19 protein-coding genes, 2 pseudogenes and 1 riboswitch are annotated in these 23,777 nt (G+C 42.9%); of the genes and pseudogenes, 4 read left to right on the top strand and 17 right to left on the bottom strand.

Going from position 1 to position 23,777, the window contains the following annotated elements; all coding sequences use genetic code 11:
- Positions 1–7 precede the first annotated feature (7 nt).
- The 3 genes from ligA to BFM96_RS08960 form a co-directional block, all read right to left on the bottom strand.
- A complete protein-coding gene (gene ligA / locus BFM96_RS08950) occupies positions 8–1,966 on the bottom strand; it encodes an NAD-dependent DNA ligase LigA (RefSeq protein WP_068993181.1) in 1,959 nt (652 codons plus the stop codon).
- Between the two features lie 452 nt (positions 1,967–2,418).
- Positions 2,419–3,462 (bottom strand): zinc-binding dehydrogenase, encoded by a 1,044-nt coding sequence (locus BFM96_RS08955; protein WP_068993183.1) that lies wholly within the window; start codon positions 3,460–3,462, stop codon positions 2,419–2,421.
- Between the two features lie 116 nt (positions 3,463–3,578).
- Positions 3,579–4,088, bottom strand: a complete 510-nt coding sequence (locus BFM96_RS08960) for a QueT transporter family protein (RefSeq protein ID WP_068993185.1) — start codon at positions 4,086–4,088, stop codon at positions 3,579–3,581.
- A riboswitch (PreQ1 riboswitch) is annotated at positions 4,086–4,183 on the bottom strand. Its footprint overlaps the gene before it by 3 nt.
- Positions 4,184–4,291: 108 nt before the next feature.
- On the opposite strand from BFM96_RS08960, the gene BFM96_RS08965 reads away from it, so the two are divergent.
- Together BFM96_RS08965 and BFM96_RS08970 are read left to right on the top strand one after the other, a co-directional pair.
- Positions 4,292–4,741, top strand: a complete 450-nt coding sequence (locus BFM96_RS08965) for a GtrA family protein (protein WP_068993188.1) — start codon at positions 4,292–4,294, stop codon at positions 4,739–4,741.
- Between the two features lie 144 nt (positions 4,742–4,885).
- Positions 4,886–6,139, top strand: a pseudogene (locus BFM96_RS08970) (ISL3 family transposase).
- A 98-nt stretch (positions 6,140–6,237) separates the two neighbouring features.
- Here the strand turns inward: BFM96_RS08970 and BFM96_RS08975 are convergent.
- The 13 genes and pseudogenes from BFM96_RS08975 to BFM96_RS09035 form a co-directional block, all read right to left on the bottom strand.
- Positions 6,238–7,573, bottom strand: a pseudogene (locus tag BFM96_RS08975) (IS1182 family transposase); the annotation flags it as partial.
- 267 nt (positions 7,574–7,840) lie between these two features.
- Positions 7,841–8,884: a hypothetical protein gene (locus BFM96_RS08980; protein WP_068993190.1), complete on the bottom strand. Its 1,044-nt coding sequence runs from the start codon at positions 8,882–8,884 to the stop codon at positions 7,841–7,843.
- 1 nt (position 8,885) lies between these two features.
- Positions 8,886–9,791 carry a YihY/virulence factor BrkB family protein gene (locus BFM96_RS08985; RefSeq protein WP_068993192.1) on the bottom strand — a complete coding sequence of 302 codons (906 nt, stop codon included), beginning with the start codon at positions 9,789–9,791 and terminating at the stop codon, positions 8,886–8,888.
- A gap of 66 nt (positions 9,792–9,857) precedes the next feature.
- Complete coding sequence (locus BFM96_RS08990; RefSeq protein ID WP_068993195.1) at positions 9,858–10,718, bottom strand: methionyl aminopeptidase; 861 nt, start codon at positions 10,716–10,718, stop codon at positions 9,858–9,860.
- A 9-nt stretch (positions 10,719–10,727) separates the two neighbouring features.
- Positions 10,728–12,005: a CBS-HotDog domain-containing transcription factor SpxR gene (gene spxR, locus BFM96_RS08995; protein ID WP_068993198.1), complete on the bottom strand. Its 1,278-nt coding sequence runs from the start codon at positions 12,003–12,005 to the stop codon at positions 10,728–10,730.
- The gene (locus BFM96_RS09000) at positions 11,998–12,549 is read right to left on the bottom strand and encodes a GNAT family N-acetyltransferase (protein WP_068993201.1); all 552 of its coding nucleotides are present in this window, start codon (positions 12,547–12,549) and stop codon (positions 11,998–12,000) included. Before BFM96_RS09000 ends, spxR begins: the two co-directional genes overlap by 8 nt.
- A gap of 20 nt (positions 12,550–12,569) precedes the next feature.
- Positions 12,570–13,829: a UDP-N-acetylglucosamine 1-carboxyvinyltransferase gene (locus BFM96_RS09005; RefSeq protein ID WP_068993203.1), complete on the bottom strand. Its 1,260-nt coding sequence runs from the start codon at positions 13,827–13,829 to the stop codon at positions 12,570–12,572.
- 448 nt (positions 13,830–14,277) lie between these two features.
- Positions 14,278–15,471: a methionine adenosyltransferase gene (gene metK, locus BFM96_RS09010; protein ID WP_068993208.1), complete on the bottom strand. Its 1,194-nt coding sequence runs from the start codon at positions 15,469–15,471 to the stop codon at positions 14,278–14,280.
- A 448-nt stretch (positions 15,472–15,919) separates the two neighbouring features.
- Positions 15,920–16,534, bottom strand: a complete 615-nt coding sequence (locus tag BFM96_RS09015; RefSeq protein ID WP_068994299.1) for a hypothetical protein — start codon at positions 16,532–16,534, stop codon at positions 15,920–15,922.
- Positions 16,535–16,583: 49 nt separating this feature from the next.
- A complete protein-coding gene (locus tag BFM96_RS09020) occupies positions 16,584–17,801 on the bottom strand; it encodes an ABC transporter permease (protein WP_068993212.1) in 1,218 nt (405 codons plus the stop codon).
- Entirely contained in the window at positions 17,798–18,691 is an 894-nt protein-coding gene (locus BFM96_RS09025) for an ABC transporter ATP-binding protein (RefSeq protein WP_068993217.1), read from the bottom strand. Before BFM96_RS09025 ends, BFM96_RS09020 begins: the two co-directional genes overlap by 4 nt.
- 132 nt (positions 18,692–18,823) lie before the next feature.
- Positions 18,824–19,288: a deoxycytidylate deaminase gene (locus BFM96_RS09030; RefSeq protein WP_068993220.1), complete on the bottom strand. Its 465-nt coding sequence runs from the start codon at positions 19,286–19,288 to the stop codon at positions 18,824–18,826.
- Positions 19,285–19,875 carry a TetR/AcrR family transcriptional regulator gene (locus tag BFM96_RS09035; protein ID WP_068993223.1) on the bottom strand — a complete coding sequence of 197 codons (591 nt, stop codon included), beginning with the start codon at positions 19,873–19,875 and terminating at the stop codon, positions 19,285–19,287. Before BFM96_RS09035 ends, BFM96_RS09030 begins: the two co-directional genes overlap by 4 nt.
- A 128-nt stretch (positions 19,876–20,003) precedes the next feature.
- Between BFM96_RS09035 and BFM96_RS09040 the strand changes: the two genes are divergently transcribed.
- Complete coding sequence (locus BFM96_RS09040; RefSeq protein WP_068993226.1) at positions 20,004–20,849, top strand: DegV family protein; 846 nt, start codon at positions 20,004–20,006, stop codon at positions 20,847–20,849.
- A gap of 74 nt (positions 20,850–20,923) precedes the next feature.
- Here the strand turns inward: BFM96_RS09040 and BFM96_RS09045 are convergent, their stop codons facing one another.
- The gene (locus BFM96_RS09045; RefSeq protein ID WP_068993229.1) at positions 20,924–21,961 is read right to left on the bottom strand and encodes a M42 family metallopeptidase; all 1,038 of its coding nucleotides are present in this window, start codon (positions 21,959–21,961) and stop codon (positions 20,924–20,926) included.
- A gap of 124 nt (positions 21,962–22,085) precedes the next feature.
- On the opposite strand from BFM96_RS09045, the gene lysS reads away from it, so the two are divergent.
- A complete protein-coding gene (gene lysS / locus BFM96_RS09050; RefSeq protein WP_068993232.1) occupies positions 22,086–23,576 on the top strand; it encodes a lysine--tRNA ligase in 1,491 nt (496 codons plus the stop codon).
- The last annotated feature ends 201 nt before the right edge of the window (positions 23,577–23,777 follow it).

Below are 23,777 nucleotides of genomic sequence, written 5' to 3' on the forward strand. Positions count from 1 at the left end.
TGCACCTCTATAAGCTCTCTAACCAGGCTTCATCACGAACCTCGATACCTAGTTCATTAGCTTTTGTTAATTTACTTCCTGCCTCTAATCCAGCAACGACCAAGCTCGTCTTTTTCGAGACAGAGCCTGTCACTTTCGCCCCTAAACTCTCAAGCTTTTTCTTGGCTTCTGAGCGTGTCAAACGCTCTAATTTCCCTGTCAAGACAATGGTCATACCCGATAAAGCTGCATTGTCAGCAACGGTTTCTCCTAGATAATCAAGGTTCACACCAGTCTCTTTCAATTCTGCCAAAAGAGTTTTGGTCCCTCCTTGGGCAAAATAGGTTGTCAAACTTTCTGCAATGACCATCCCTAGATTGTCAAGAGCTGCGATTTCTTCCTTTTCCGCAAGCATCAAGCTGTCTAAATTTCGGAAATGCTCCAGCAAGATTTGACTGGCCTTGGCTCCCACATGACGAATTCCTAGACCAAACAAGAGCCGCTCGGCAGAATTCGACTTCGACGCTTGAATGGCTGTGTAGAGCTTATCCGCTGACTTTTCCTTGACCTTATCCAAAGTCAAGAAATCCTCCATCGTCAGCCGATAAATATCAGCCACATCCCGAATCAAGTCCTTGGCAAATAATTTCTCAATCACATTTGGTCCCAAACCAACGATATTCATGGCATCCCGCGTCGTGAAATGAATTAATTTTTCCTTCATTTGTGCAGGGCAAAGAGGATTGATACAGCGCAGGGCGACCTCATCCTCAAAGTGAAGCAAATCTCCCTCACAGCTCGGACAATGGCTTGGAACCTCCAGCTTCTCCTCAGATACACGCTTACTTTCCACCACTCGCAAAACTTTGGGGATAATATCACCTGACTTATAGACAATCAAGGTATCGTCTTTACGAATATCTTTTTCTGCAATGTAGTCCACATTGTGGAGCGTTGCACGACTGACCGTGGTCCCGGCTAGCTGAACAGGAGTTAGATTAGCCGTTGGTGTGACTACCCCTGTTCTTCCGACCGTCCAATCAACGGATAACAGCTGGGCTTCTTTTTCCTCAGCTGGGAATTTATAGGCAATGGCCCACTTAGGTGCCTTAATCGTATAGCCTAGTTCCTCCTGCATGGCCAGGTCATTGACCTTAATCACAATCCCATCAATATCATAAGGCAACTGGTCTCGCTCCTCCTGAATTCTTTCGATGAAGGACCACATTTCCTCAACAGATTGGGCTAGGGCATACTGGGAATTGACCGAAAAACCATGTTCCACCAAAGTTTGTAAAATTCCCTCCTGAGTGGTGGCACCTGTGCTTTCCACTTCTTGGTATAAGAAAGTTGCAAGATTTCGCTGAGCCACTACACTGGTATCCAACTGACGGAGGGTCCCTGCGGCAGCATTTCGAGGATTGGCAAATTCTGGCTCACCATTTTCTTGACGCAGCTGATTGACTGCTTCAAAGGAAGCACGCGGCATATAGCACTCTCCGCGCACTGTAAGCGTCAAAGGCTGCTCCAAGACCAAGGGAATATCTTTGACACGCTTGAGATTTTCAGTGATATTTTCCCCAATCGAGCCATCTCCACGGGTCGCTCCGGCCACTAAAATCCCCTCTTCATACATAAGAGAAATGGATAATCCATCTATTTTTAATTCACATAAATAAGAAACCTTTGGAAATTCCTTGCGAATACGCTGGTCGAACTGCTCCAAATCCTCACGTGAAAAAGCATCCTGCAAACTGTACAATGGATACTGGTGTTGGTATTTTTCAAATCCCTCTAAAATCTTACCACCAACGCGATGGGTCGGACTGTTGGGCATGACCAGAGTAGGATACTGCTCTTCTAAGCTGACCAACTCATGATAAAGACGATCATACTCACTATCTGAGACCAAGGGAGCATCCGCTGTATAATAAGCTTCCGCATAACGATTTAAGGTTTTCACTAATTCCGAAATTCTATCTTTCATACTCCTATTTTACCATAAATCCGCTATTTCAACGCCATTTATCTTCCAATAACTGATATTTTTAGACAGGTAAAAAGACCTGTTCTAATGATGAAGCAGGTCTTCTTAATTTTAACGTCTGATATGAGTATGGAAGAACATTCAAATAATACAAGAAAAAACTTTTGCTCTCATTTCTAAGCTCTGAATATTTCCTACTCTCGCTTTTCCCTGCTCAGCTATCAACAGTCACTTCTCTGACTGACCTCGCCTGTTCGTGTTCAGAATTGGCTAGCAACAGTTCCCTGGATTATCGATTAGACCAGCTAGCTTAAAAAGCGACTATCGTATCTATCAGTCATAGCATCATTCTACTTTCACTCATTTTGATGAGAATAGCTGAAGCTAAGTCCAATCTCAGTCAGATGAGCATGTACGAGATGGCAGCCATGATTAGCTAGGCTGGTAAAAACCTAGTCCACAAGCAACATAGACTTGATGACCTTGCGGTCTGCCATGTCTTTATAGGCTTGGTTAATGTCATCAAGGGCATAGGTCTGCGTAAAGACCCGACCTGGATTGATGTCGCCATCCAAAACGGCTTTGAGCAAGATTTGCTTATTGTAAGTCGTCACTGAGGCTGAACCTCCTGCGACTGAAATATTTTGGGCAAAGGTTGAACCGAGCGGTCGGCTATTGTAATGTGGTACTCCAACAAAACCAACACGTCCACCATTATGGAGAACACCAAGGGCTTGTTCAATGGCAGCTTCCGTTCCGACACATTCGAGTGCAGCATCTGCTCCACCACCTAAAATCTCACGGACTTTGGCAATACCTTCTTCACCACGCTCTGCTACTACAGCTGTCGCACCAGATTCTAAGGCCATGGCTTGCCGATCAGCATGGCGACTCATCAAAACAATCTGAGAAGCCCCCATCATCTTCGCTGCGATCACCGCACATTGCCCAACTGCTCCATCTCCGATGACCACAACCTTGTCTCCCCGCTGGACATTTGCCACACGAGCCGCATGGTAACCTGTCGGCATCACGTCTGCCAAGGTCAAGAGAGATTTGAGCATACCTTCTGAATAATCAGAGGGCTGACCTGGTACCTTGATTAAAGCCCAATTTCCATAATGGAAACGCAGGTACTCAGATTGGAAACCACCACCCCAGTTAGTGGGCACAGGGTGATTATCACACGTCCCGTCAAATCCTGCACGACAAGCATCACAATGACCACAACCATGGGTAAACGGTACGATAACAAAATCGCCCGGTTTGACCGTAGTAATCTCACTTCCAACCTCTTCTACAATTCCCAAAGCCTCATGACCAGAGTTCATTGAATGTGCAGCCTTATCATCTCCATGCGAATAAGACCACAGATCTGACCCACAAACGCAGGCCCGTACAATCTTGAGAATCACATCATCCTTTTCTTGAATCTGTGGTTTATCTACCTCACCGATAATCATCGAACCGGCCTTTTCAAAAATGGCTGTTTTCATTTAGTTTCCTCACTTTCTTTACAAAACTAGTATTAGTATACCACTTGGAGTGCACTCCAAGTCAAGGGAATCTAGCTGATTTTTAAAAAAGTTGGGCAAACCCCAACTCCTTCTACTTATTTGGTTAAATCAATCCTCTTGCCAATCTTATCCATCAGAAGACTTCCTATCATCAAGGAAGCAAATTCACCGATTGCAGTCGTAAACCAAGTCAACCAAAATGGGGCTTGTGCTACAATAGCCAGCTCACCTGCAATGGTCACCATAGAAATCGAGAAAAAGATTGAAAAATAGACAAAGGCCTTGTTAAAAACGCCACCAAATAATCGCTCCTCCATATATTTGCGGAAGAAATACACACCCAGACTCAGAAAGACCAAGGTAGAGCCTCCTCCAACAAAGACATCAATCAATCCAAAGCTAAAGAAATTAGCAATCACACACCCCAAGGTCACGCCGATGATATACTTAGGTTTATAAAAAGCCGTAAAATTCATCATTTCCGATAGGCGAAATTGATACGCACCGTAGCTCATGGCATTGAGCGGTGGTGTTAAGGTCAGAACGACATAAATCGCAGCAACAATGGCAATCTGTGCCATATCACGAACAGTTATTTTTCCCATATAAAACTCCTTTGGCGGCTGTACCGCGTGTAATATGCTTGGCTAAAGGATGGAAGTGCCAAGGGTCGTAAAAAATGCGACAAGACTACATCTTAATCAGCAGAGTCAGACTTCCGTCAACTGATTGCTGAAGAAATAGATTCACCATTTTTACAACGTTTTCTAGTATAGCATAATTTTCAAAAATATGATAGACTAATTTTATGAAAAAATTGATAAAAGCCTTTTTTGACAATGAAATTCTCTCCTATCTATTCTTTGGAGTGGTAACTACAGTCGTCTATTTAGTAACGCGACTAACTCTATTTTCCATCAGCAAAGAGTCGCTCCTTGCAACAGCCGTTGCCAATATCATTGCTGTCTTATTTGCCTTTCTCACAAATGATGTCTTTGTCTTTAAACAGGCACGGGCAGGCTGGTTTTCCCGTTTGGTAAAATTTGGAGCAGCTAGACTTTTGACCTTCTGCTTTGATATAGGCATGACCTTTCTCTTTATCAAGCAATTTCCACACATCATTGGGCAATTTGTAGACAATGATGCCGCTGCTATTGATTTTATTGAGAGCCTGATTGCCCAAGTCAGTATCATTGTCCTAAACTATATCTTGAGCAAACTATTCGTTTTTAAAAATCACCCACAAAAAACCAAGTGAACAGGTCACTTGGTTTTTTCGGCTCTATAATATCTGTAGTGGGTAAATCCACTGTGGAAATTATGGAGCCTTTTTCAGTGTAGAAAAAAGGTCCCATATGACCTATAATGAAAAGCGACAAAACCATCATTTAGAAAGACTCATATGGAACAACTAAATCTTATCACAAATTTTCTCAAAATGAAAGACAAAAATATCACTATCACTAATTAATGCGACATGGGAACACACTTAGAACTCCACGGTCACTTGGATTACACAGCCCCTAAATGCCCTTCCTGCAAGGGACAAATGGCTAAGTACGACTTCCAGAAAGCCTCTAAAATCCCCTACTTAGAAACTGCTGGCTACCCGCTACTTATCCGCCTTCGAAAGCGTCGTTTCAAGTGCAAGGAATGTGGGAAAATAGCGGTCGCTGAAACTCCTATTGTTAAGAAGAACCATCAAATCTCTGTCGCTGTCAACCAGAAAATCGCACAATTACTCATCGAAAAGCAAGCAATGACACATATCGCACACAGACTCTCCATTTCTACATCTACAGTTATTCGAAAACTCAATGAGTTTAAATTTGAAACGGAGTGGGGTAAGCTTCCAGAAGTCATGTCCTGGGATGAGTATGCCTTCAAGAAAGGGAAAATGAGCTTTATCGCTCAAGATTTTGACACAAATAACATCATCGCTATCCTTGATGGAAGAACGCAAGCAACCATCCGAAATCACTTTCTGAGATACCCTAGACAGGTCAGAAACCGCGTTAAATTCATCACTATGGACATGTTTAGCCCTTACTATCAACTAGCCAAACAACTTTTTCCTCATGCTAAAATCGTGCTTGATCGTTTCCACGTTGTGCAACATCTCAGCCGTGCTATGAACCGTGTCCGTACCCAAATCATGAATGCTTTTGACCGCAAATCGCATGAATACAAGACGCTCAAACGCTACTGGAAACTGGTACAACAAGATAGCCGTAAACTCAGTGATAAACGATTTTATCGCCCTACATTTCGCATGCATTTGACCAATAAGGAAATCTTAGACAAGCTCCTATCCTACTCAGATGAGTTACGACAACATTATGAACTCTATCAACTTCTTTTATTCCATTTCCAAGAGAGGAACTCAGAGCATTTCTTTGACCTAATTGAGCAAGAAAGAGCCACTGTTAACCCTATTTTCCAGACGGTATTTAAGACCTTTCTAAAGGATAAGGACAAGGTTTTAAACGCTTTGGAATTGCCTTATTCCAACGCTAAATTGGAAGCTACCAATAATCTTATCAAAGTCATTAAACGAAATGCCTTTGGTTTCAGGAACTTTGAAAACTTCAAAAAGCGGATTTTGATTGCCTTAAACATCAAAAAAGAGAAGACCAAGTTGGTCCTCTCAGACTGAAGACAAACTAGCCCTTAAACTAGTTTGTCTTTTTGTTTGCTGTGTTATTTTTGAAAAAAGTAGTCTAAAAGAGTAGATTAGGGCAACATAAAAAGGTCTTCCTGCCCTCATTTTCACCAGTTTTTTGAGATTAAGGCACGCCAAAGTCAGCCCAACCTTATCTCGCATTTTGGTCTTACCAATTTCTCTTGTATAGCGGAGATTATGGTATTCTTTAGCCGTCCCAAAGAGTCGCTCTATCGTCTCCTTGCGATGCTGATATCGCTCTTTCATCCCTCTTTGGTGGCGAATCTCTTCACAAATCTCCATGTAACCTTTCCAGATATGTCTGGTGACTAGCTTCTGCTTGGTCTTACTTTCAGTACAACTCTTTAGGAGTGGACAGGTTGCACAAGTCTTAGGGTTACTCTTGTATTCTCGATAGCCAGAACGGTTGGTAGTGCTGTAAGACAAGACTTGGTTTTCAGGGCAGAGGTAGACGTCATAATGCTCGTCATAAATGAAATCATTCGGTCGTAACATGCCCTTCTTGCCACGAGGTCTGGTGTAGGGAAAGACAGGTGTGATATGCTGATCCAGTAGACATTTGGCAATACTGGGAGTTTTATAACCAGAGTCAGCGATGATATAGTTGGGGTGAAACGGTTCTAGCTTTGCGAAAAGAGCAGGGAAAGCTTGACTATCATGGACATTGCCTGCTTCAACAGTATAGGCTAATGCCCAACCGTGTTTGTCGCAAGCCACCTGTGCTGCATAAGCGAAAACCTCCTTATGCTCCCCCTTATGAAACCAACCACTATCAGGGTCAGTCGTGGACATCTTTTTAGTGTTAGCCTCGCCTTTTGCGGCGGGCTTTAAGGGCTTTTTTTCATGTGTTACCCGATCTTGTGCGATTTCTTTTTCGAGTTGTTCACTCATCCATTTAGCTTGAGCCTCGACCTCTTGTCGTCTGTATTTATGGTTGTTGGCAGCTGCTTTGATGTGCGTTCCGTCGATGAAAATCTCATCTGTATCCACTAATCCAGCAGTCAAACAGAGATTGAGGACATGTTCGAAGATACGCGTGATCACTTCTGTTTCAGCGAAACGACGGCTGTAGTTTTTACCGTATGTGGTAAAATGAGGCACCTTATCGTCCAGACTCAAGCCCAGAAACCAACGATAGGCAACATTGACCTCAATGTCCTTGATGGTCTGACGCATGGAGCGAATGCCATAGAAGCACTGAATCAGAGGGATTTTGACCAGCATAACAGGGTCAAGGCTAGGACGACCCTTGTCTGAGGAATAACTATCCTCCACCAAGTCATAGATGACAGAAAAGTCGACAGTTTCCTCCAACTGACGCAGAAAGTGGTCCTTTGGAACTAACTCTTCAAGCGTATAGAAGCCTACTTGACGACGGTTATAATCGGGATTTTCTTTGTGAAACATAGCCAACACCTCACATTCTTCTTACCTCTATTATACTCCTTGACATCAAAAAAAGCCCTCAGAAACAAGTATTTCTAGGACTTTGTCTTCAATCTGAGAAGACCAATTTGGTCCTCTCTAGGTGTTAGCTTTTCATCTACCCACTACAGTTGACAAAGAGCCGTTTTTTCATGCTTATATTACATCTGACTAGGAAAGAAAACCACAGCTAGAACTAGGGTTCAGCAAGCTGAGTTAAGGACATCAGCTTTTGATTTTCGACGAGTATTAAAATCCTTCTTCTATATCCTTTAGGTAGGCAGCCAGATAATCACTATAATAGTGATTTTGATTGCGTTCATCAAAGTAAGTCACCCATTCTTTTGCCCGCTCATAATAAGCCTCATCAAAGGGTGATATGGCTATCAGATATTTCATCGTTGTTAAATCGCGAGCTAGAGAAAAAATAGTATCCTCATATTGAAACATCAAGTCTATAGCCAGTTGTTCTTCGCCGATTTTCACAGCCATTTCAATAACAGTTCCGACGTTCGAAAGTAAGTTGCTATCTTCTTCCATCGCTTGGATGACTACGGGCAACAAATCTTCCACCTCTTCTATCTTGCCCAGAGCATATAAGCTCGTCAAAACTGAGCTATAAATCATCTGCGGAAGCTCCGCACATTCAAGTGTGCCTTGTAAAATCGGCTCTGCCTTTTCCAAAGCCTCCTTGTGCTTTCCAATAAAGCTCAAATAGCGGACCTCTTCTGCCACTTCACAGGCTTCACAATCACTCATAACATCTTTTTCTACCGCATGTTCCTGCCACAGTTGATATTGCTTCTTTGCCTCAGCGACGTCACCCATGGCTATCGCTTGTAGCATCAAGGTTTTGTAGTACATAGCTAAACTAAAATCCAACTCTTGGTACTGGTCATGCATGAGTTGATTGGCCTCTTGTATGAGAATGTTATCCAAGGCTAAGCTGGTCGGAAGAAGCGGTAAAACCCATTTTAAATACCACATACAATCATACATGTGATAATACAGACGCATCCGCTTTTCCCCTTCGTCATCCGCCGTCTGCTCAATCGCACAACCGATTTGGTGAATCAACCAGTGAAGGGAACTCATTTTCAAAGAAGGAGAAAAATGCTCAGCAACCCCTTCTCCTGCAATGATAAATTCGGAAATTTCTGCTAACAAAGCAAAGTTATTAACCTCATCAATTTCTCGGATACTGGCAATCACATGTGCTTCACGTTCCTGCGTTGTTTCCAGGCCCTCTAAGCGTTCTTGCAATTCTGCTAAATAATCTTCAATAGAAACCATCCTATACTCCTTCTATGTCCTTTGCGGACAAGAGACTTCTTTTTACAGTTTTAAGATCCAGATTTGGCTCTCGGCAACTTTGATAGCTAGCATTTAAAATAGCCCCGTAAATTAATATCTTAGATAAGAGAATAAACCACACCATCAAGCCAACCATCAGTACAGAACCAAACAAGCGAACATCCACAAAGCGATCAATGTAACGATCTAAATAAGCTGAAAAAATATTTAAGATAGCAAATAGTATCCCCACAACGAATAGGGTACCAGGCAAAACATACCGAATTTTAGGAATAAAAACATCTGGCAAGAGATAATAGACCATCATCAATGACAAAAAGACTACAACATACATCATCGGCTGGGTCAGATTTTGCAAATTCTGATACAAAGCATCATTAAAGGGCCACATATCGTAAAGTAAGCGGATTAGCATGCGACCAAACAAAGCCAAGCCCAATGAGAGTGCTAAAAGAAGCTGCAAGCCTATACTGACCAAAATACTCAACAGTCGCTGCCAAATCATCCCGCGTCCCTTGACAACCCCGTAAGCTTTATTAAACGCCTTTTGTAAAAAAGTCATGGATTGAGAAAAAGTCCACAAAGCTGAAATCACTGAGAAACTCAATAAACCTCCTGATGGCTGAGTTAAGACCTTTTCAATCGTGGGTCCTATCAGGTCATAAAAAGAAGCTGGTAAAATCTCTTTTAAGGTTCCTAAAAAAGCGTCCGTCGGAATATGAAAATAGGGCAGCATATTGGTCACAATCAACAGCAACGGAAATATCGAAATTAAAAAATAGTAGGCCACTGCAATGCTGGTTAAATCGCTATCTGAAGCCCGATAAAAGGTTAGAAAGGCCTGAATAAAGTCATTTTCTGCTATCTTCTGACGAATCTGGTGCATCGTCCTCCTCCATACAAAAAGGAGATAGACCAGCCAAGTGACTTGTCCATCTGCTTTTCATTCCCACTAGTAGGTCCCTTCTTCTCCTTGACTGGTCAAGATGACTGGACCGTCTTTAGTGATGACAAATTGGTGTTCATATTGGCAAGACAAGCCACCATCTAAGGTTTTATGTGCCCAACCGGTCTTTTCATCGGTATCGATTTCCCATGTGCCGGTGTTAATCATCGGCTCAATCGTCAAGACCATACCCTCACGCAAACGAAGTCCTCGCCCTGCACGTCCATAGTGAGGCACCATTGGCTCTTCATGCATGGTTGGGCCAACACCATGACCGACCAAGTCACGCACAACGCCATAGCCTTTGCTCTCGGCGTATTTTTGAATCGCAGCACCAATATCACCAATACGGTTGCCGACCACTGCCTGCTCAATTCCTCGATAGAGACATTCCTTGGTCACATCCATTAAATCTTTAACTTCTTGGCTGACTTCTCCTACTGCATAGGCCCAGCAAGAATCCGCTAGACCACCAGCGTATGGCTCGGTATAGCTTTTCATCAGAGCGACATTATTAAAGTCCAATTTAGAAACATCTACGATACTCTTATCTAAAGGCTCACTCAAAACCATGTCAACCTTCAGCAAATCGCCTTCTTTTAACTTGTAGTGACGTGGGAAAGCATGAGCTACCTCATCATTTATCCCGCAGCAAGTCGCATAAGGGTAATCCATCAAATGCCCCTCTACTCCAATTTGAAGTGGCAAAACATTTTCTTCCTTACAGCGTCTGCGGACATATTCTTCTACTTCCCACATGTCAAGACCTGGTTTAATCAGGTCACGTAAGCCAATATGAATACTTGCAAGAATATCCCCTGCTCGTTTCATTGCCTCAATTTCTCTTTGTGATTTTATGGTAATCATGTTCTCTCCTTAGTTTATTTTTACAGTAAGCATCGCCTTGGCAACTAGAGTATCTCCCAAACAGACCTGGTATTCAATCAGGGCTGACCGTCTGGTTTCATGGGCCATAAACGGTCGTATTTCCAAGGCATCATCGACCTGAACAGCCTGCAAAAAGTACACTGTCAACTGTTCAATAATGAGATTTTTTTGCTCCATGGATGGCAACTGATGGGTCACAAGGGTCAAGACTTCTGTCAAGACACCATGTGATAAAACCCCATTTTTTTCAAGCATCGAGGGATCAATGGTCAGTTGGTAGAACTGGTTTTCTTTTTCTAATCGTTGAGAAATCTGATCGCTAAAGGTCGGTAGGCTAGATACTTGATCACGGCTCATCTTATCCATGACATCACGCCGCGTTATCACCCCAATCAAGGTCTGATTGTGGCGTACCACAGGAACCATTTCAAAGTCCTCAGCAATCATCCGCTGGCTAACATTGGCAATACTGGTATTCAACTCGACGGTATAAATATCCTTTGACATCACCTTAGAAAGTGGCATCTGGGGAGATTTATCTCCAGCATCCCGCATGGTCACAACCCCCACCACTAGGTTTTGATGATTGATGACAGGAAAGCGACTGTTGCGATTTTTGCGGACCAAATCCAGATAATCGCGAACGGTATCCTCTTGTCTTAAAAAACCATAATCATGCGCCGAACGATACACTTGCTCAACTGTCAAAATATCTGTTTTAATCTGGATATTTGACAGAGCTCGATTGATAATCGTGGCCACCGTATAGGTATCATGGTGACTGCGTAGTACTGGAATGGCCAATTGATTAGCCAAGCCTAGCACCTCTTCATCTACTTCAAGTCCTCCTGTAACCAGGACAGCATTCTCATGTTTTAAAGCTAAGAGCTGAATTTCTCGTCTATCTCCGACAATTACCAGTCCTTCTGCTGTCAGATAGCGCAGAAGATGTTTCTCCGTCATCGCCCCAATCGAAAACTTACTAAATTCTTTTGCTAAGCCTTCTTGACCTGCCAGAACCTGAGAACCTGTAATTTCCACGATATCTTGAAAGGTCAGATGTTCCATATTCACCTTAGCGGTCTTCACACGAACTGTTCCGCTACGGGGTCTCGTTTCTACCAAACCGCGATTTTCAGCTTCTTTAATCGCTCGATAGGCCGTCCCCTCGCTCACGTTAAGAAAATTGGACACACTGCGGACGCTTACCCGCTTACCTACGGACAAACTCTCCAAATAAGCCAAAATCTCTTGGTGCTTACTCATGGCCCTCTCCTTTTTCATAGCGAAATTCTAGGTAGTCCCGCATTTTTCGTGTATAGCGATCACTCCCTTTAAACTGCCGAACCTGACGATATCCTGATTTTAGAGCTACTTTTTGACTGGCTAGATTTTCAAGATGGGTGATAATCTTGAGCTTTTTTAGATGAAAAACCTCTATCGACAACTGAGTCACGGTCACAACCACCTCTGTCATCAGACCCTCTCCCCAATAAGCCTGGTGAAGAAAATAGCCTAATTCTGCCTCTTTTTTGATTTCATCTAGCTTTTCAAACTTAATCGCCCCTATCATTTTATTCGTAATCGGATCACAAATGGCCCAAACTCCTAAGGGAGCTTTCATAAAATAATTGGCCAGAGCAAATTGACTTTCTTCTAAACTCGCCTGAGTTGGAAAGATAAAGGCAAGATTGTCTGGATTACTTGCAATTTCATAAAAAGCTTCAGCGTCATTAAACGTAAAGGGGCGCAAATAGGTTCGCTGGGTTTCTATCACGGCAAATGCTGCCAATCTTGTCCAAATATTCATGATTCCCCCTAGAAATCACTCTAAGCCTCTACTAACTGGATGTCTGCTCCTAACTGGGTTAATTTTTCAATAATATTCGAGTATCCACGTAGAATAAACTCTACATTGGTGATTTCAGTTTTGCCTTCAGCCATCAAGCCAGCAATCACTAAAGCGGCTCCTGCTCGCAAATCCGTTGCTTTAACAGCCGCACCTTGCAACCGATTAGGACCTGTGTAGAGGATTTGTCCTCCTTGGGTTTCAATCGCAGCACCCATGTTCGCCAATTCTGGAACGTGATTTACCCGCTTTTCATAAATCGTATCCATAATTCGCCCACGTCCCTGTGCTTTCAGCAAAAGCGGTGTGATCGGCTGTTGCAAATCCGTTGCAAAGCCGGGATAAGGTGCTGTTTTTATGGTAATGGCTTGCAGTTCTTCCTGTTTTTCAACATAGACACTATCCTCTGAGACAGTCATACGAACGCCCATTTCCTCCAGTTTAGCAAGAAATCCTTCCAAATGTTCATACAAGACATTGCTAATCTTCACCCCTTCTCCTACTGCAGCAGCAAGAGCGATGTAAGTCCCCGCCTCGATACGATCAGGAATGACTTGGTGACGAGTTCCATGGAGCTGCTCCACTCCTTCAATGGTGATAATATCTGTACCAGCACCCCGAATATGGGCTCCCATGTTGTTTAACAAGGTCGCTACATCAATGATTTCTGGTTCACGCGCTGCATTTTCAATCACAGTCCGACCTTTAGCCTTTACAGCAGCTAGCATGGTATTGATCGTCGCTCCAACACTGACGGTATCCATATACACACTAGCTCCTATCAAATCGCGATTTTTAGTCGCTAGTCGCATAGAATTTCCTTCGTAGGACATCTCCGCTCCCATCGCTTTGAAGGCTTTTAGATGTAAATCAATCGGACGCGGTCCTAAATCACAGCCTCCCGGCAAGCCCACTGTTGCTTCCCCATAACGGCCAAGAAGGCTACCGTAAAAATAGTAGGAAGCACGCAAGCTATTGATTTTCCCATAAGGCATAGGAACGTTCTTCACACCGCGTGGGTCAATCGTCAGGGTCTCTCCCGCACGCTCAACGCTGGCCCCCATATCCTTCATGATTTCAATCAAACTATCTACATCGGAAATAGCTGGCACTCCATCTAAAACGACAATATCGTCTGCTAAAATCGTTGCCGGAATTAGGGCTACAACGCTATTTTTGGCACCACTAATGGCCACCTCTCCTTGCAAAGGGCGACCACCATTTATTACAATTTTATTCATCTTCTTCTCTTTCAGGTAAATTCGTCAAAAGACCAATCTCTATTATACCATAAAATTTCAAAAAGAACTATGGTTAATTCTCCATTCTTAGAAAAGCAACAAAGGTTGAAGTATATACTTTTTCATGTATTCTAACCATGCTAGTAATTCTTGTTTTGTCTATGTAAGAAGGATGTTCAGCAACAGCTGAAAACCGCTGATAAATTCAGCCTCATGCTCGTTAAAAATCAACATCTGACATCGTTACCCCACCTTGATGAACTCTAGTTCTATCTGCTGTTTTTAGGACACAAGCTAGGCTAGTTTTATCTATCACCTTCTACAATTCGCAATTGTGGAAGGTAATCGATTTTGATCTTTATAGAGAGTAAGGGAACAGTTTCGAAGGAAAAGTTGCTTCGAAAAAAGAAGCTGAGCGTTTCGGCTCAACTTCTACCTAGGATATTTTCTAGTTTTTCAACAGCACTTTCAGTGCTTCCACCTTATCCAAGCGTTCCCATGGTAGGTCAATATCTATCCGTCCCATGTGGCCATATGCCGCTGTTTGGCGATAAATTGGTCGTTTCAAATCCAGCATTTGGATAATGCCTGCTGGGCGAAGGTCAAACAATTCTCGAACAGCTGCTTCAATACGATTTTCAGCAATGGTGCTGGTTCCAAAGGTATCAATCCGTACAGATACAGGATGAGCCACTCCAATCGCATAGGCTAGCTGAACTTCTGCTTTCTTGGCCAAACCTGCTGCTACGATATTTTTAGCAATGTAGCGGGCAGCATAAGAGGCTGAACGATCGACTTTTGTCGCATCTTTTCCAGAAAACGCACCACCACCATGGCGGGAATACCCCCCATACGTATCTACGATAATCTTGCGGCCTGTCAAGCCAGAATCCCCTTGCGGACCACCGATGACAAATCGACCTGTTGGATTGATGAAATACTTGGTCTCCTCATCCAAATAACGGGCTGGAATAACTGCTTGAATTACCTGCTCGATGATGTCTTTGCGAATCGTTTCCTGACTCACTTCTGGATCATGCTGAGTGGAAATAACGACTGTATCCACACGAATTGGTTGATCTTCTTCGTCATATTCAACGGTAACCTGACTCTTGGCATCTGGACGTAGGTAGGAAATTATACCTGATTTCCGCAAATCTGCCAATTTCTTCACCAATTGGTGACTAAGTGAAATCGGTAGCGGCATCAATTCTGGCGTTTCATCCACCGCAAAACCAAACATCAATCCTTGATCCCCAGCTCCAATCTGATCCAACGGGTCTTGCTCATCATTGCCACGAACTTCCAAGGCTTCATTGACCCCTTGAGCAATATCAGGTGATTGCTCAACCAAAGACGGATGCACCCCTACTGTTTCAGCTGAAAATCCATACTCCGTATTGGTATAGCCAATCTCTGCAATGGTATCCCGTACGACACGGTTAATATCGACATAAGCAGTGGTTGAAATTTCTCCAAACACATGGACAGACCCTGTATAAACAGCTGTCTCAGCCGCTACATGGGCGTCCCTATCCTGCTCTAAAATCGCATCTAAAATCGCATCGGAAATCTGATCCGCAATCTTATCCGGATGCCCCTCAGATACCGATTCAGAAGTGAAAAGTTTACGTTCTGACATCTTCATGTCCCCCTTTAAATAAAAATGATCCTAGAAAAACAACTACTACGTGACCCATTTCCCCTATAACCGCAAACAAGATTTTTGCTTATGACTAGCAAGTAAAGCACTTAGCTTCAAAGATTTAGTAGACCTTTGAAGGCTGGAGATAGGACTAACACAGTTAGTATCCTTAATATCATAGCGGCAACCGTAGAAAAAGTGCGACATAGGAGCCATTTTTTTTAGTTCAGTTACGAAGATTGGGAAAGGGATTCGTTACTAAGACCTTTCCCAGTCTAGTAAGTTGGCTAAGCAATTCGCCTAATAGCGACTGCTGTACAATGACGAGTAGCTTTGCTACCGACATTGTTGCCAAGTTAAAAGTTACAAAGCACCGACTGTCTTCTTTTAAGTAAACAATCGCCTTTTCGGGACTTATAACCCTTTCATTATATCATGTTTTCCATCAAAATTCAGAGTTTTTTAACATTTTTTCGATTTCTTCGGCACCGAGATGATCACCAGCCTGGCAGAAAAGAGAGAGACTTTGTTCAAATGAAAGATGACTTTCCTCGCTAGCTCCTAATTCCTGATAGAGTTCTCCTAAACCACGATAGGCACAGGCTTGGGCAATCAAATCATCCGTTTCTAAAGCCCAAGAAAGACTTTTCTTCATATACACAAGACCTTCTGAAGTTTGATGTAACTTCAAGCGGAGATAGCCTTGCTCGTAGGCATTGACCGCCAGTCTCAAAGCATCATCTGAAAAATGTTGCCGAATAATCTCTGCTTCTTGAGCAATCAAGTCTAGAGCTTCCTCCAATCTGTCCATTTCACGAGCCACCATGGCTTGTTGATGGAGAGCCACATGAAGTTCTTCTTGGTTTTTGGCTAGTAGAGCCTCTATGCGATTTTGTTCGTATAATTTCATGGCTTGCTGGTAATGCTGCTCTTCTAAAGCCAGATAGGCTCGTAGGCTCCGACTACTGGCAGTATCCTCATTTAGCTTTGAGAGAAGGTCTTTTGCTTCGACTAATTTTCCTTCTACAAAGGCCTGCCAAGCTTGTTCTATTATTGTCATTTTAGCTCCTTTCATAATACGAAAAGCCGGACTTGAGCCCAGCCTCTCTTTATTTATTTTTCAGCGCACGTTGGAAATTTTTCCACAAGCCTAAATCATCTGTCTGGAGGATAAGGCTAGAATAGATTTTTCCAATATACCAAATGCTAGCTGCTGTTGTCCCAAGTAAAATAAGTAGGGAGAGCAGACCTTCAAGAGTAGATGCTTCTTCATGAATCAGACGAATCGGCATGAAAAATGGTGAAAAGAAGGGGATATAAGAACCAATAGTGAGTAAAATATGCCCTCCTTTTATTCCCAAACTGATACTCATCAGCATAGCCACAACAACCAGTAAGACAAGGGGTTGAACCGCCTTATTGGTATCTTCCACACGCGTTACCAAGGCGCCACAAGCTGCTGACAGGACAATGTAGAAAATCAAACCCAATAGCATAAAGAAGACAGTAAAGACGGTAGAAGGTTGGAATAAGAGCGCTACTATTTCTTGGTATTGTTCCAAGAACATCTGAACCAGTGGAAACTGACCAGCGACAAAGTAAGCAAGGAGGAAACCAACTACATAGATGGAAATATGAGTCAAGACAACTGCCATAATGCCCAACATACGCCCGTAGAAATAATTGGAAGCACGAACACTTGAGAAAATGACCTCCATAATCTTGGTTCCTTTTTCATTCGCAATATCCTGCGCAGTTGTCGTTGCATACACAATAAGGAGCATGTAGAGGGCAAATGAGAGAACAAAAACCAAACCTGATTGCAGTGTCTGAGCCAATTCTGTATTTTTTTCAATCACTTCATCATAGCTGATTTCTTGGGATAAGATTTTTTCTTGCTCCCCAGTCAACTGAGCTGCTTTCTGGTTCAAATCTGCCTGAAGTTTTTTCAAATCGCCCAAGATAGATTCTTTAGCAAACTGATTCATGCTTTCCTTGCCATGATAAGCAGCATGCACTTGATCATCTTTGACATCTAGCATGAGGTAACCATCCATTTTTCCATCGTCCACTGCTTTTTGGGCAGCCGTTTGGTCTTGGTATTCAAAATCGTACTTATCCTTATCCTCTCCTAGAGCTTGTGCAATCTCAGGACTGGTCGAAACGATTGGGATCGGTTCGGAAGAGAATTGAGACATCCCAACAAGAATACCCATACCGGCGGAAAACCCTAAAAAGATAAAGGGACTCAAGACCATAAACAAGAAACTCCATGATTTCACATGACGGAGATAGGTTTCTTTCATGACAATACTCATTTGTTTCATAGGGCTACTCCTGATTCTAACTTGAAGATTTCATCAATCGTTGGGGCTTGTTGGTCAAAGGTTGACACGTATTGTCCCTGAGTGAGAATGTCAAATAAGGCTGGACCTGCTGACTCATCATCCAAGACGAGGCGCCAAGTACCCTGCTTGGTCCGACTGGCACTGACCACATGCGGGAGAGCTTCCAATTCTTTCTGTGTACGCTCGCTCGCAACGAATAGTCGTGTCTTACCATAGCTATTTCGAACCTCGTCAATGCTCCCTGAAACCACTACTTTCCCATCACGAATCATCAAAATGTCATCACAGATTTCTTGGACATTGGTCATCACATGATCTGAGAAAATAATGGTCGCTCCACGCTGTTTTTCTTCTAAAATCACTTGTTTCAGTAATTCTGTATTGACTGGATCAAGACCACTAAAAGGCTCATCCAAGATAATCAAATCGGGCTGGTGCATCAGAGTAATCATCAACTGGATTTTCTGCTGATTTCCCTTTGATAGACTTTTAATTTTATCAGTTGGATTGCCCTTGACCTGCAATTTCGCCATCCACAGGGGCAACTGCTCCTTGATATAAGAAGTCGACAACCCTTTCAAACTGGCTAAATAACGAACCTGATTATACACCGTTAATTTTGGCATGAGGCTACGTTCTTCTGGTAGATAGCCAATCTTCTCATAGCTTGCTTGTGAAATGGCTTGCCCATCGAAACGAACCTGACCTTCATAGTCCAAAAACTGCAAGATACTATGAAAAATCGTTGTTTTTCCTGCACCATTTTTCCCGACAAGACCGATAATCCGTCCTTTTTCTGCTTGAAAATCAATCCCATGCAAAACAGCCTTGTCACCAAAACGTTTCTTCAGTCCCACTACTTCTAACATCGCACCCTCCTTTTTCTGCATCACGATGCTCTGTAAGCATTTCCAAAATAATAAGTCTATTATACTCCTATTTCATGGGGAATGCAAGAAAATATTGCTTTTTTTTTTGAGTTTTTTTGAAAAATGGAACCTTTAAATCCAATCCGTCTGGCTAATCGCCTCTTTGACCTTCTCAATCGGCAGGTGAACAAGTTCGCACTCTTTTTCTTGATAAAGATAGGTGGCATAGTCATCAATACGGTACTCGTTGATATAGACCACGCGCTTGCAGCCGACTTGAAGGAGCTGCTTAGAACAGTTCAGACAAGGAAAATGCGTGACATAGGCTGTAAAACCTTTGGGAATTCCTCGCTCGGCTCCTTGTAAAATCGCATTGACCTCCGCATGTAAGGTTCGAACACAGTGACCGTCCACCACCAGACATTCTTGATCCAAGCAATGCTCGGTTCCTGAGACAGAGCCGTTATAACCTGTCGCTACCACCTTATTTTCCTTGACCAAGACTGCTCCCACCTTAGCCCTTTTACAGGTTGCTCGATTGGCAATCAAGAGAGCTTGTGCCGCAAAATATTCATCCCATGCTAAACGTTTTGTCATTTTTTCTCTCCTTTAGCTTTCTTTTTTTGTTTTTGAGGCAAGAGGGGCATGCCTAAAGAGGCTACTTTTTCAGCTGGTACCTTCATGCCATCTGAAATCCACTTGATCAAAACAGACACAATGGCAGAACTCCAAAATGAATTCAGATAAGAGGAGCCCGACTGTTTGGAGCTGGTTCGTTTTTCCAAAAAATCAAAGACAGCACTGGTTAACACCCTCTCCAGCTGATAATCCACTGCCAAGCTAATCAAACGAGATTCTTTTTTTGCCTCTTTTAACAACACCAGCCAGATATGGTAGAGATCCGTCCGTCGATGGATTTTCCCCAATTGATCTGTAATCTTTTGAACCCGTGTAGTAAAGACTTTTTCTAGCAGTTCATCTTTCGACCCATAATTGCGATAAAAGGCTGCTCTTGATACCCCTGCTCGCTCAACCAACTCGGAAATCGTAATTTTAGCCAATTTTTTCTGTTCCAATAATTGCAGAAAAGCTATTTCCAGTGCTTCTTTTGTCAATCGATTGACCTCTTCATTAGCCGTTCGCAAATTTGCTAGAGATTTTTCAGATATTTTTCGTTCAGACATAACATTTTCTTTCTACTTGTAGCAACTGAATGTAAAGGATTTCAACTTTACAATATTTATGGTATAATTGTAAAAAAAGAGAGAACCTTTGTCAATGGTTAATCCCTTGGCAAATATTAGGAGAAACCATGACTTGGAAAATTATTGCCGACTCTGGCTGCGACTTTCAATCCCTTGATAACCTTGCGATTGACACAACATTTGAAAGCGTCCCTCTGACCATCCAAATAGGCGATGAAGTTTTTGTGGATAATGCCGACCTAGATATTGATAGCATGATGGAAAAGATGTATGCAACCGCTATCGCCTCAAAATCTGCCTGCCCTAGTCCAGATGACTATATGAAAGCTTACGAAGGAGCTGACAATATCTTTGTGGTCACAATCACAGGAACCCTTTCTGGCAGCCATAACAGTGCCCAAGTAGCCAAGAAAATCTACCTTGAAGAACATCCAAAAGCAAACATTCATGTGATTGATAGTTTATCTGCCGGAGGCGAAGTCGATCTCATTGTCGAACAGTTAAACCACTTCATCAAGCAAGGCTTGTCCTTTGATGAAATCGTTCAAGCCATTACAGCTTACCAAGCAAAGACAAAACTACTGTTTGTCCTTGCTAAAGTCGATAATCTAGTCAAAAATGGACGTTTGAGCAAGCTCATTGGAACCGTTGTCGGATTGCTCAACATTCGTATGGTTGGAGAAGCCAGCCAAGATGGAAAACTTGAGCTTCTCCAAAAAGCCAGAGGAGGGAAAAAAGCCCTCGCTTCTGCTATTGATGAGGTCTTGAAAGCAGGCTATAAAGGTGGGAAAATCATCATCGCCCACCGTAACAATCTGAAATTCTGCCAGCAATTCTCAGAAGCGATCCAAAAAAACTTCCCAGAAGCCCAAATTTCGATTCTTTCAACATCTGGTCTCTGCAGCTTTTACGCTGAGGAAGGTGGACTCCTCATGGGCTATGAAATTGATTAAGTAAAAAAACGAGTGCTAGAGACAATGGTTTCTAGCACTCGTTTTTTGATTTACAAAGGGTACTCAAGGAGTGTCTACTCGACCAAACTACTGTGGAGGTAAGCATCTACCATTTGCTCGGTTGCTAGTACAGAGTCCACATGGGTTCTCTCGTAAGAGTGGCTGGACTCAATCCCTGCCCCTAGAAGGGCATGTTTCACCTCGGCTCCAGCTCTCATAGCAGCTGAAGCGTCACTTCCGTAGTAAGGATAAATATCTAATTTGTAAGGAAGCTGTTTTTCTTTTGCCAAGGCAACCAAATGCTGGCGGAATTCATAATGATACGGTCCGGACGCATCTTTGACACAGATTGAAACCGTATATTCATCTGTTGCCTGATCGTCACCCATAGCTCCCATATCCACCGCTAAATACTCCACAGCCTGCTCAGGGATACTCGAATTTGCCCCATGCCCCACTTCCTCAAATACGCTAAAAACAAAATGGGTCGTCACCGGAAGTTCCATCCCTTCTTCTTTGTAACGACGAAGAAGATTGAGCAGGATAGCCGCAGACACCTTATCATCCAAGAAACGGGACTTGATAAAACCAGTCTCAGTCACAGTTGTTCTAGGATCAAAGGAAATAAAATCTCCCACCTCAATACCTAGCGCCCGTGTGTCATCAGCTGTTTTTACTGTTTCATCCAATCGAACTTCCATATTATCCTGTGTACGCTCTACAGTTCCAGCATCTCGATAAACATGACAGCTCGTTTGGTGCACAAGGATTGTCCCAGAAATAGTCTGGCCTGTGCTTGCCACATGAACTAGACAGTTTTCTCCCTCAATCATATTCCAAGGGTAGCCACCGATTTTGTCCATTTTGAGACGTCCATCTGGCTTGATTGCACGGACAATGGCTCCCAAGGTATCCACATGTGCTGTAACGACACGGTGTTTGTCATCCTGTTTTCCCTTAATCGTCATGCTCACGCCACCTTTAGGGGTCTGTTTCGGCTCATAACCCAAGTCCAGTAAGGTTTGAAGCAAATACGCTGCCACTTCTTTCGTAAAACCAGTCGGAGAAGGAATGGCAGTCAGTTCTTGTAAATAAGTAATCGTTTGATTCATCCTATCACCTCATTTTTTCTATCTGTATTATATCATAAGGTAGATTTTTTATCGCTTTCTAGATGTATTTCTTCTTTTTTTATGGTAGAATAGGGAGGAAAACCTTTGGAGGAATGAAACAACTATGTCAAACGAACATTTTGAAGAATTAAATGACCAGCAACTCGTTCGCCGTGAAAAAATGGCGGCCCTTAGCGAAAAAGGGATTGATCCATTCGGAAAACGATTTGAACGCACAGCTAATTCAGCAGAATTAAAAGCACAATACGAAGATAAAAGCAAGGAAGATTTAGCTGAATTGGGTGCTACTGCTGTTATTGCAGGACGTATGATGACAAAACGTGGAAAAGGAAAAGCAGGCTTTGCCCACATCCAAGACCGCGAAGGTCAAATCCAGATTTATGTCCGTAAAGATGATGTCGGCGAAGAAAACTATGAACTCTTTAACAAGGCTGACCTCGGAGACTTTATCGGAGTTGAGGGAGACATCATGCGGACCAACATGGGGGAATTGTCCATTCATGCCCGCAAATTAACCCACTTATCAAAAGCCCTTCGTCCGTTACCAGAAAAATTCCACGGCTTAACGGATACTGAGACCATTTACCGCAAACGCTACTTAGACTTGATTTCAAACCGTGAAAGTTTTGACCGCTTTGTGACGCGTAGTAAAGTCATCTCAGAAATCCGCCGTTACCTTGACGGACTTGGCTTCTTAGAAGTAGAAACACCTGTCCTTCACAATGAAGCTGGTGGTGCTGCTGCTCGGCCATTCATTACCCACCACAATGCCCAAAACATTGACATGGTTCTACGGATTGCAACAGAATTACATTTGAAACGCTTGATTGTCGGCGGTATGGAACGTGTCTATGAAATCGGTCGGATCTTCCGTAATGAGGGAATGGATGCTACTCACAACCCTGAATTTACATCCATTGAGGTCTACCAAGCCTATGCCGACTACCTTGACATCATGGACTTGACCGAAGGCATTATCCAACATACTGCAAAAGCCGTTGTCGGAGACGGACCTGTTACCTATCAAGGAACAGAGATCAATATCCACCTGCCATTCAAACGCGTCCACATGGTTGATGCGATTAAGGAACAAACGGGAGTTGATTTCTGGCAAGAGATGACCTTTGAAGAAGCTAAGGCTGTGGCAAGTGAGCATAAGGTGCCTGTTGAAAAACATTATACTGAAGTTGGTCAAATCATCAATGCCTTCTTTGAAGAATTTGTAGAAGATACCCTCATCCAGCCAACCTTTATCTATGGACATCCTGTAGCTGTGTCACCACTTGCTAAGAAAAATCCTGAAGACGACCGCTTCACGGATCGTTTTGAACTCTTTATTATGACCAAAGAGTATGGAAATGCCTTTACTGAGTTGAATGATCCAATTGATCAATTGGAACGCTTTAAGGCGCAAGCTAAAGCCAAAGAATTGGGAGATGATGAAGCAACTGGCATTGACTACGACTATGTAGAAGCTCTTGAATACGGTATGCCACCAACAGGCGGACTCGGTATCGGAATCGACCGCCTCTGCATGCTCCTCACGGACACCACTACTATCCGTGACGTCTTACTCTTTCCAACGATGAAATAAATCGCGTTTTAAACCTTGATTTAATAGGCTTTCTAGCTACTAGATGCCAAAACTTAACACCAATTTAACACCAAATTTTTACACCTTGTAAAAATGGTAAACGAAAAAACAAACCGAACACCTTCATTTCAGAATTCGTATCTGAGGAAGATGTTCGGATTTTTTAAAACTTGTTTTTCCAAAAAATATCTATTTTTAGGA

This window comes from Streptococcus himalayensis (assembly GCF_001708305.1).
Classification (GTDB): Bacteria; Bacillota; Bacilli; order Lactobacillales; family Streptococcaceae; genus Streptococcus; species Streptococcus himalayensis.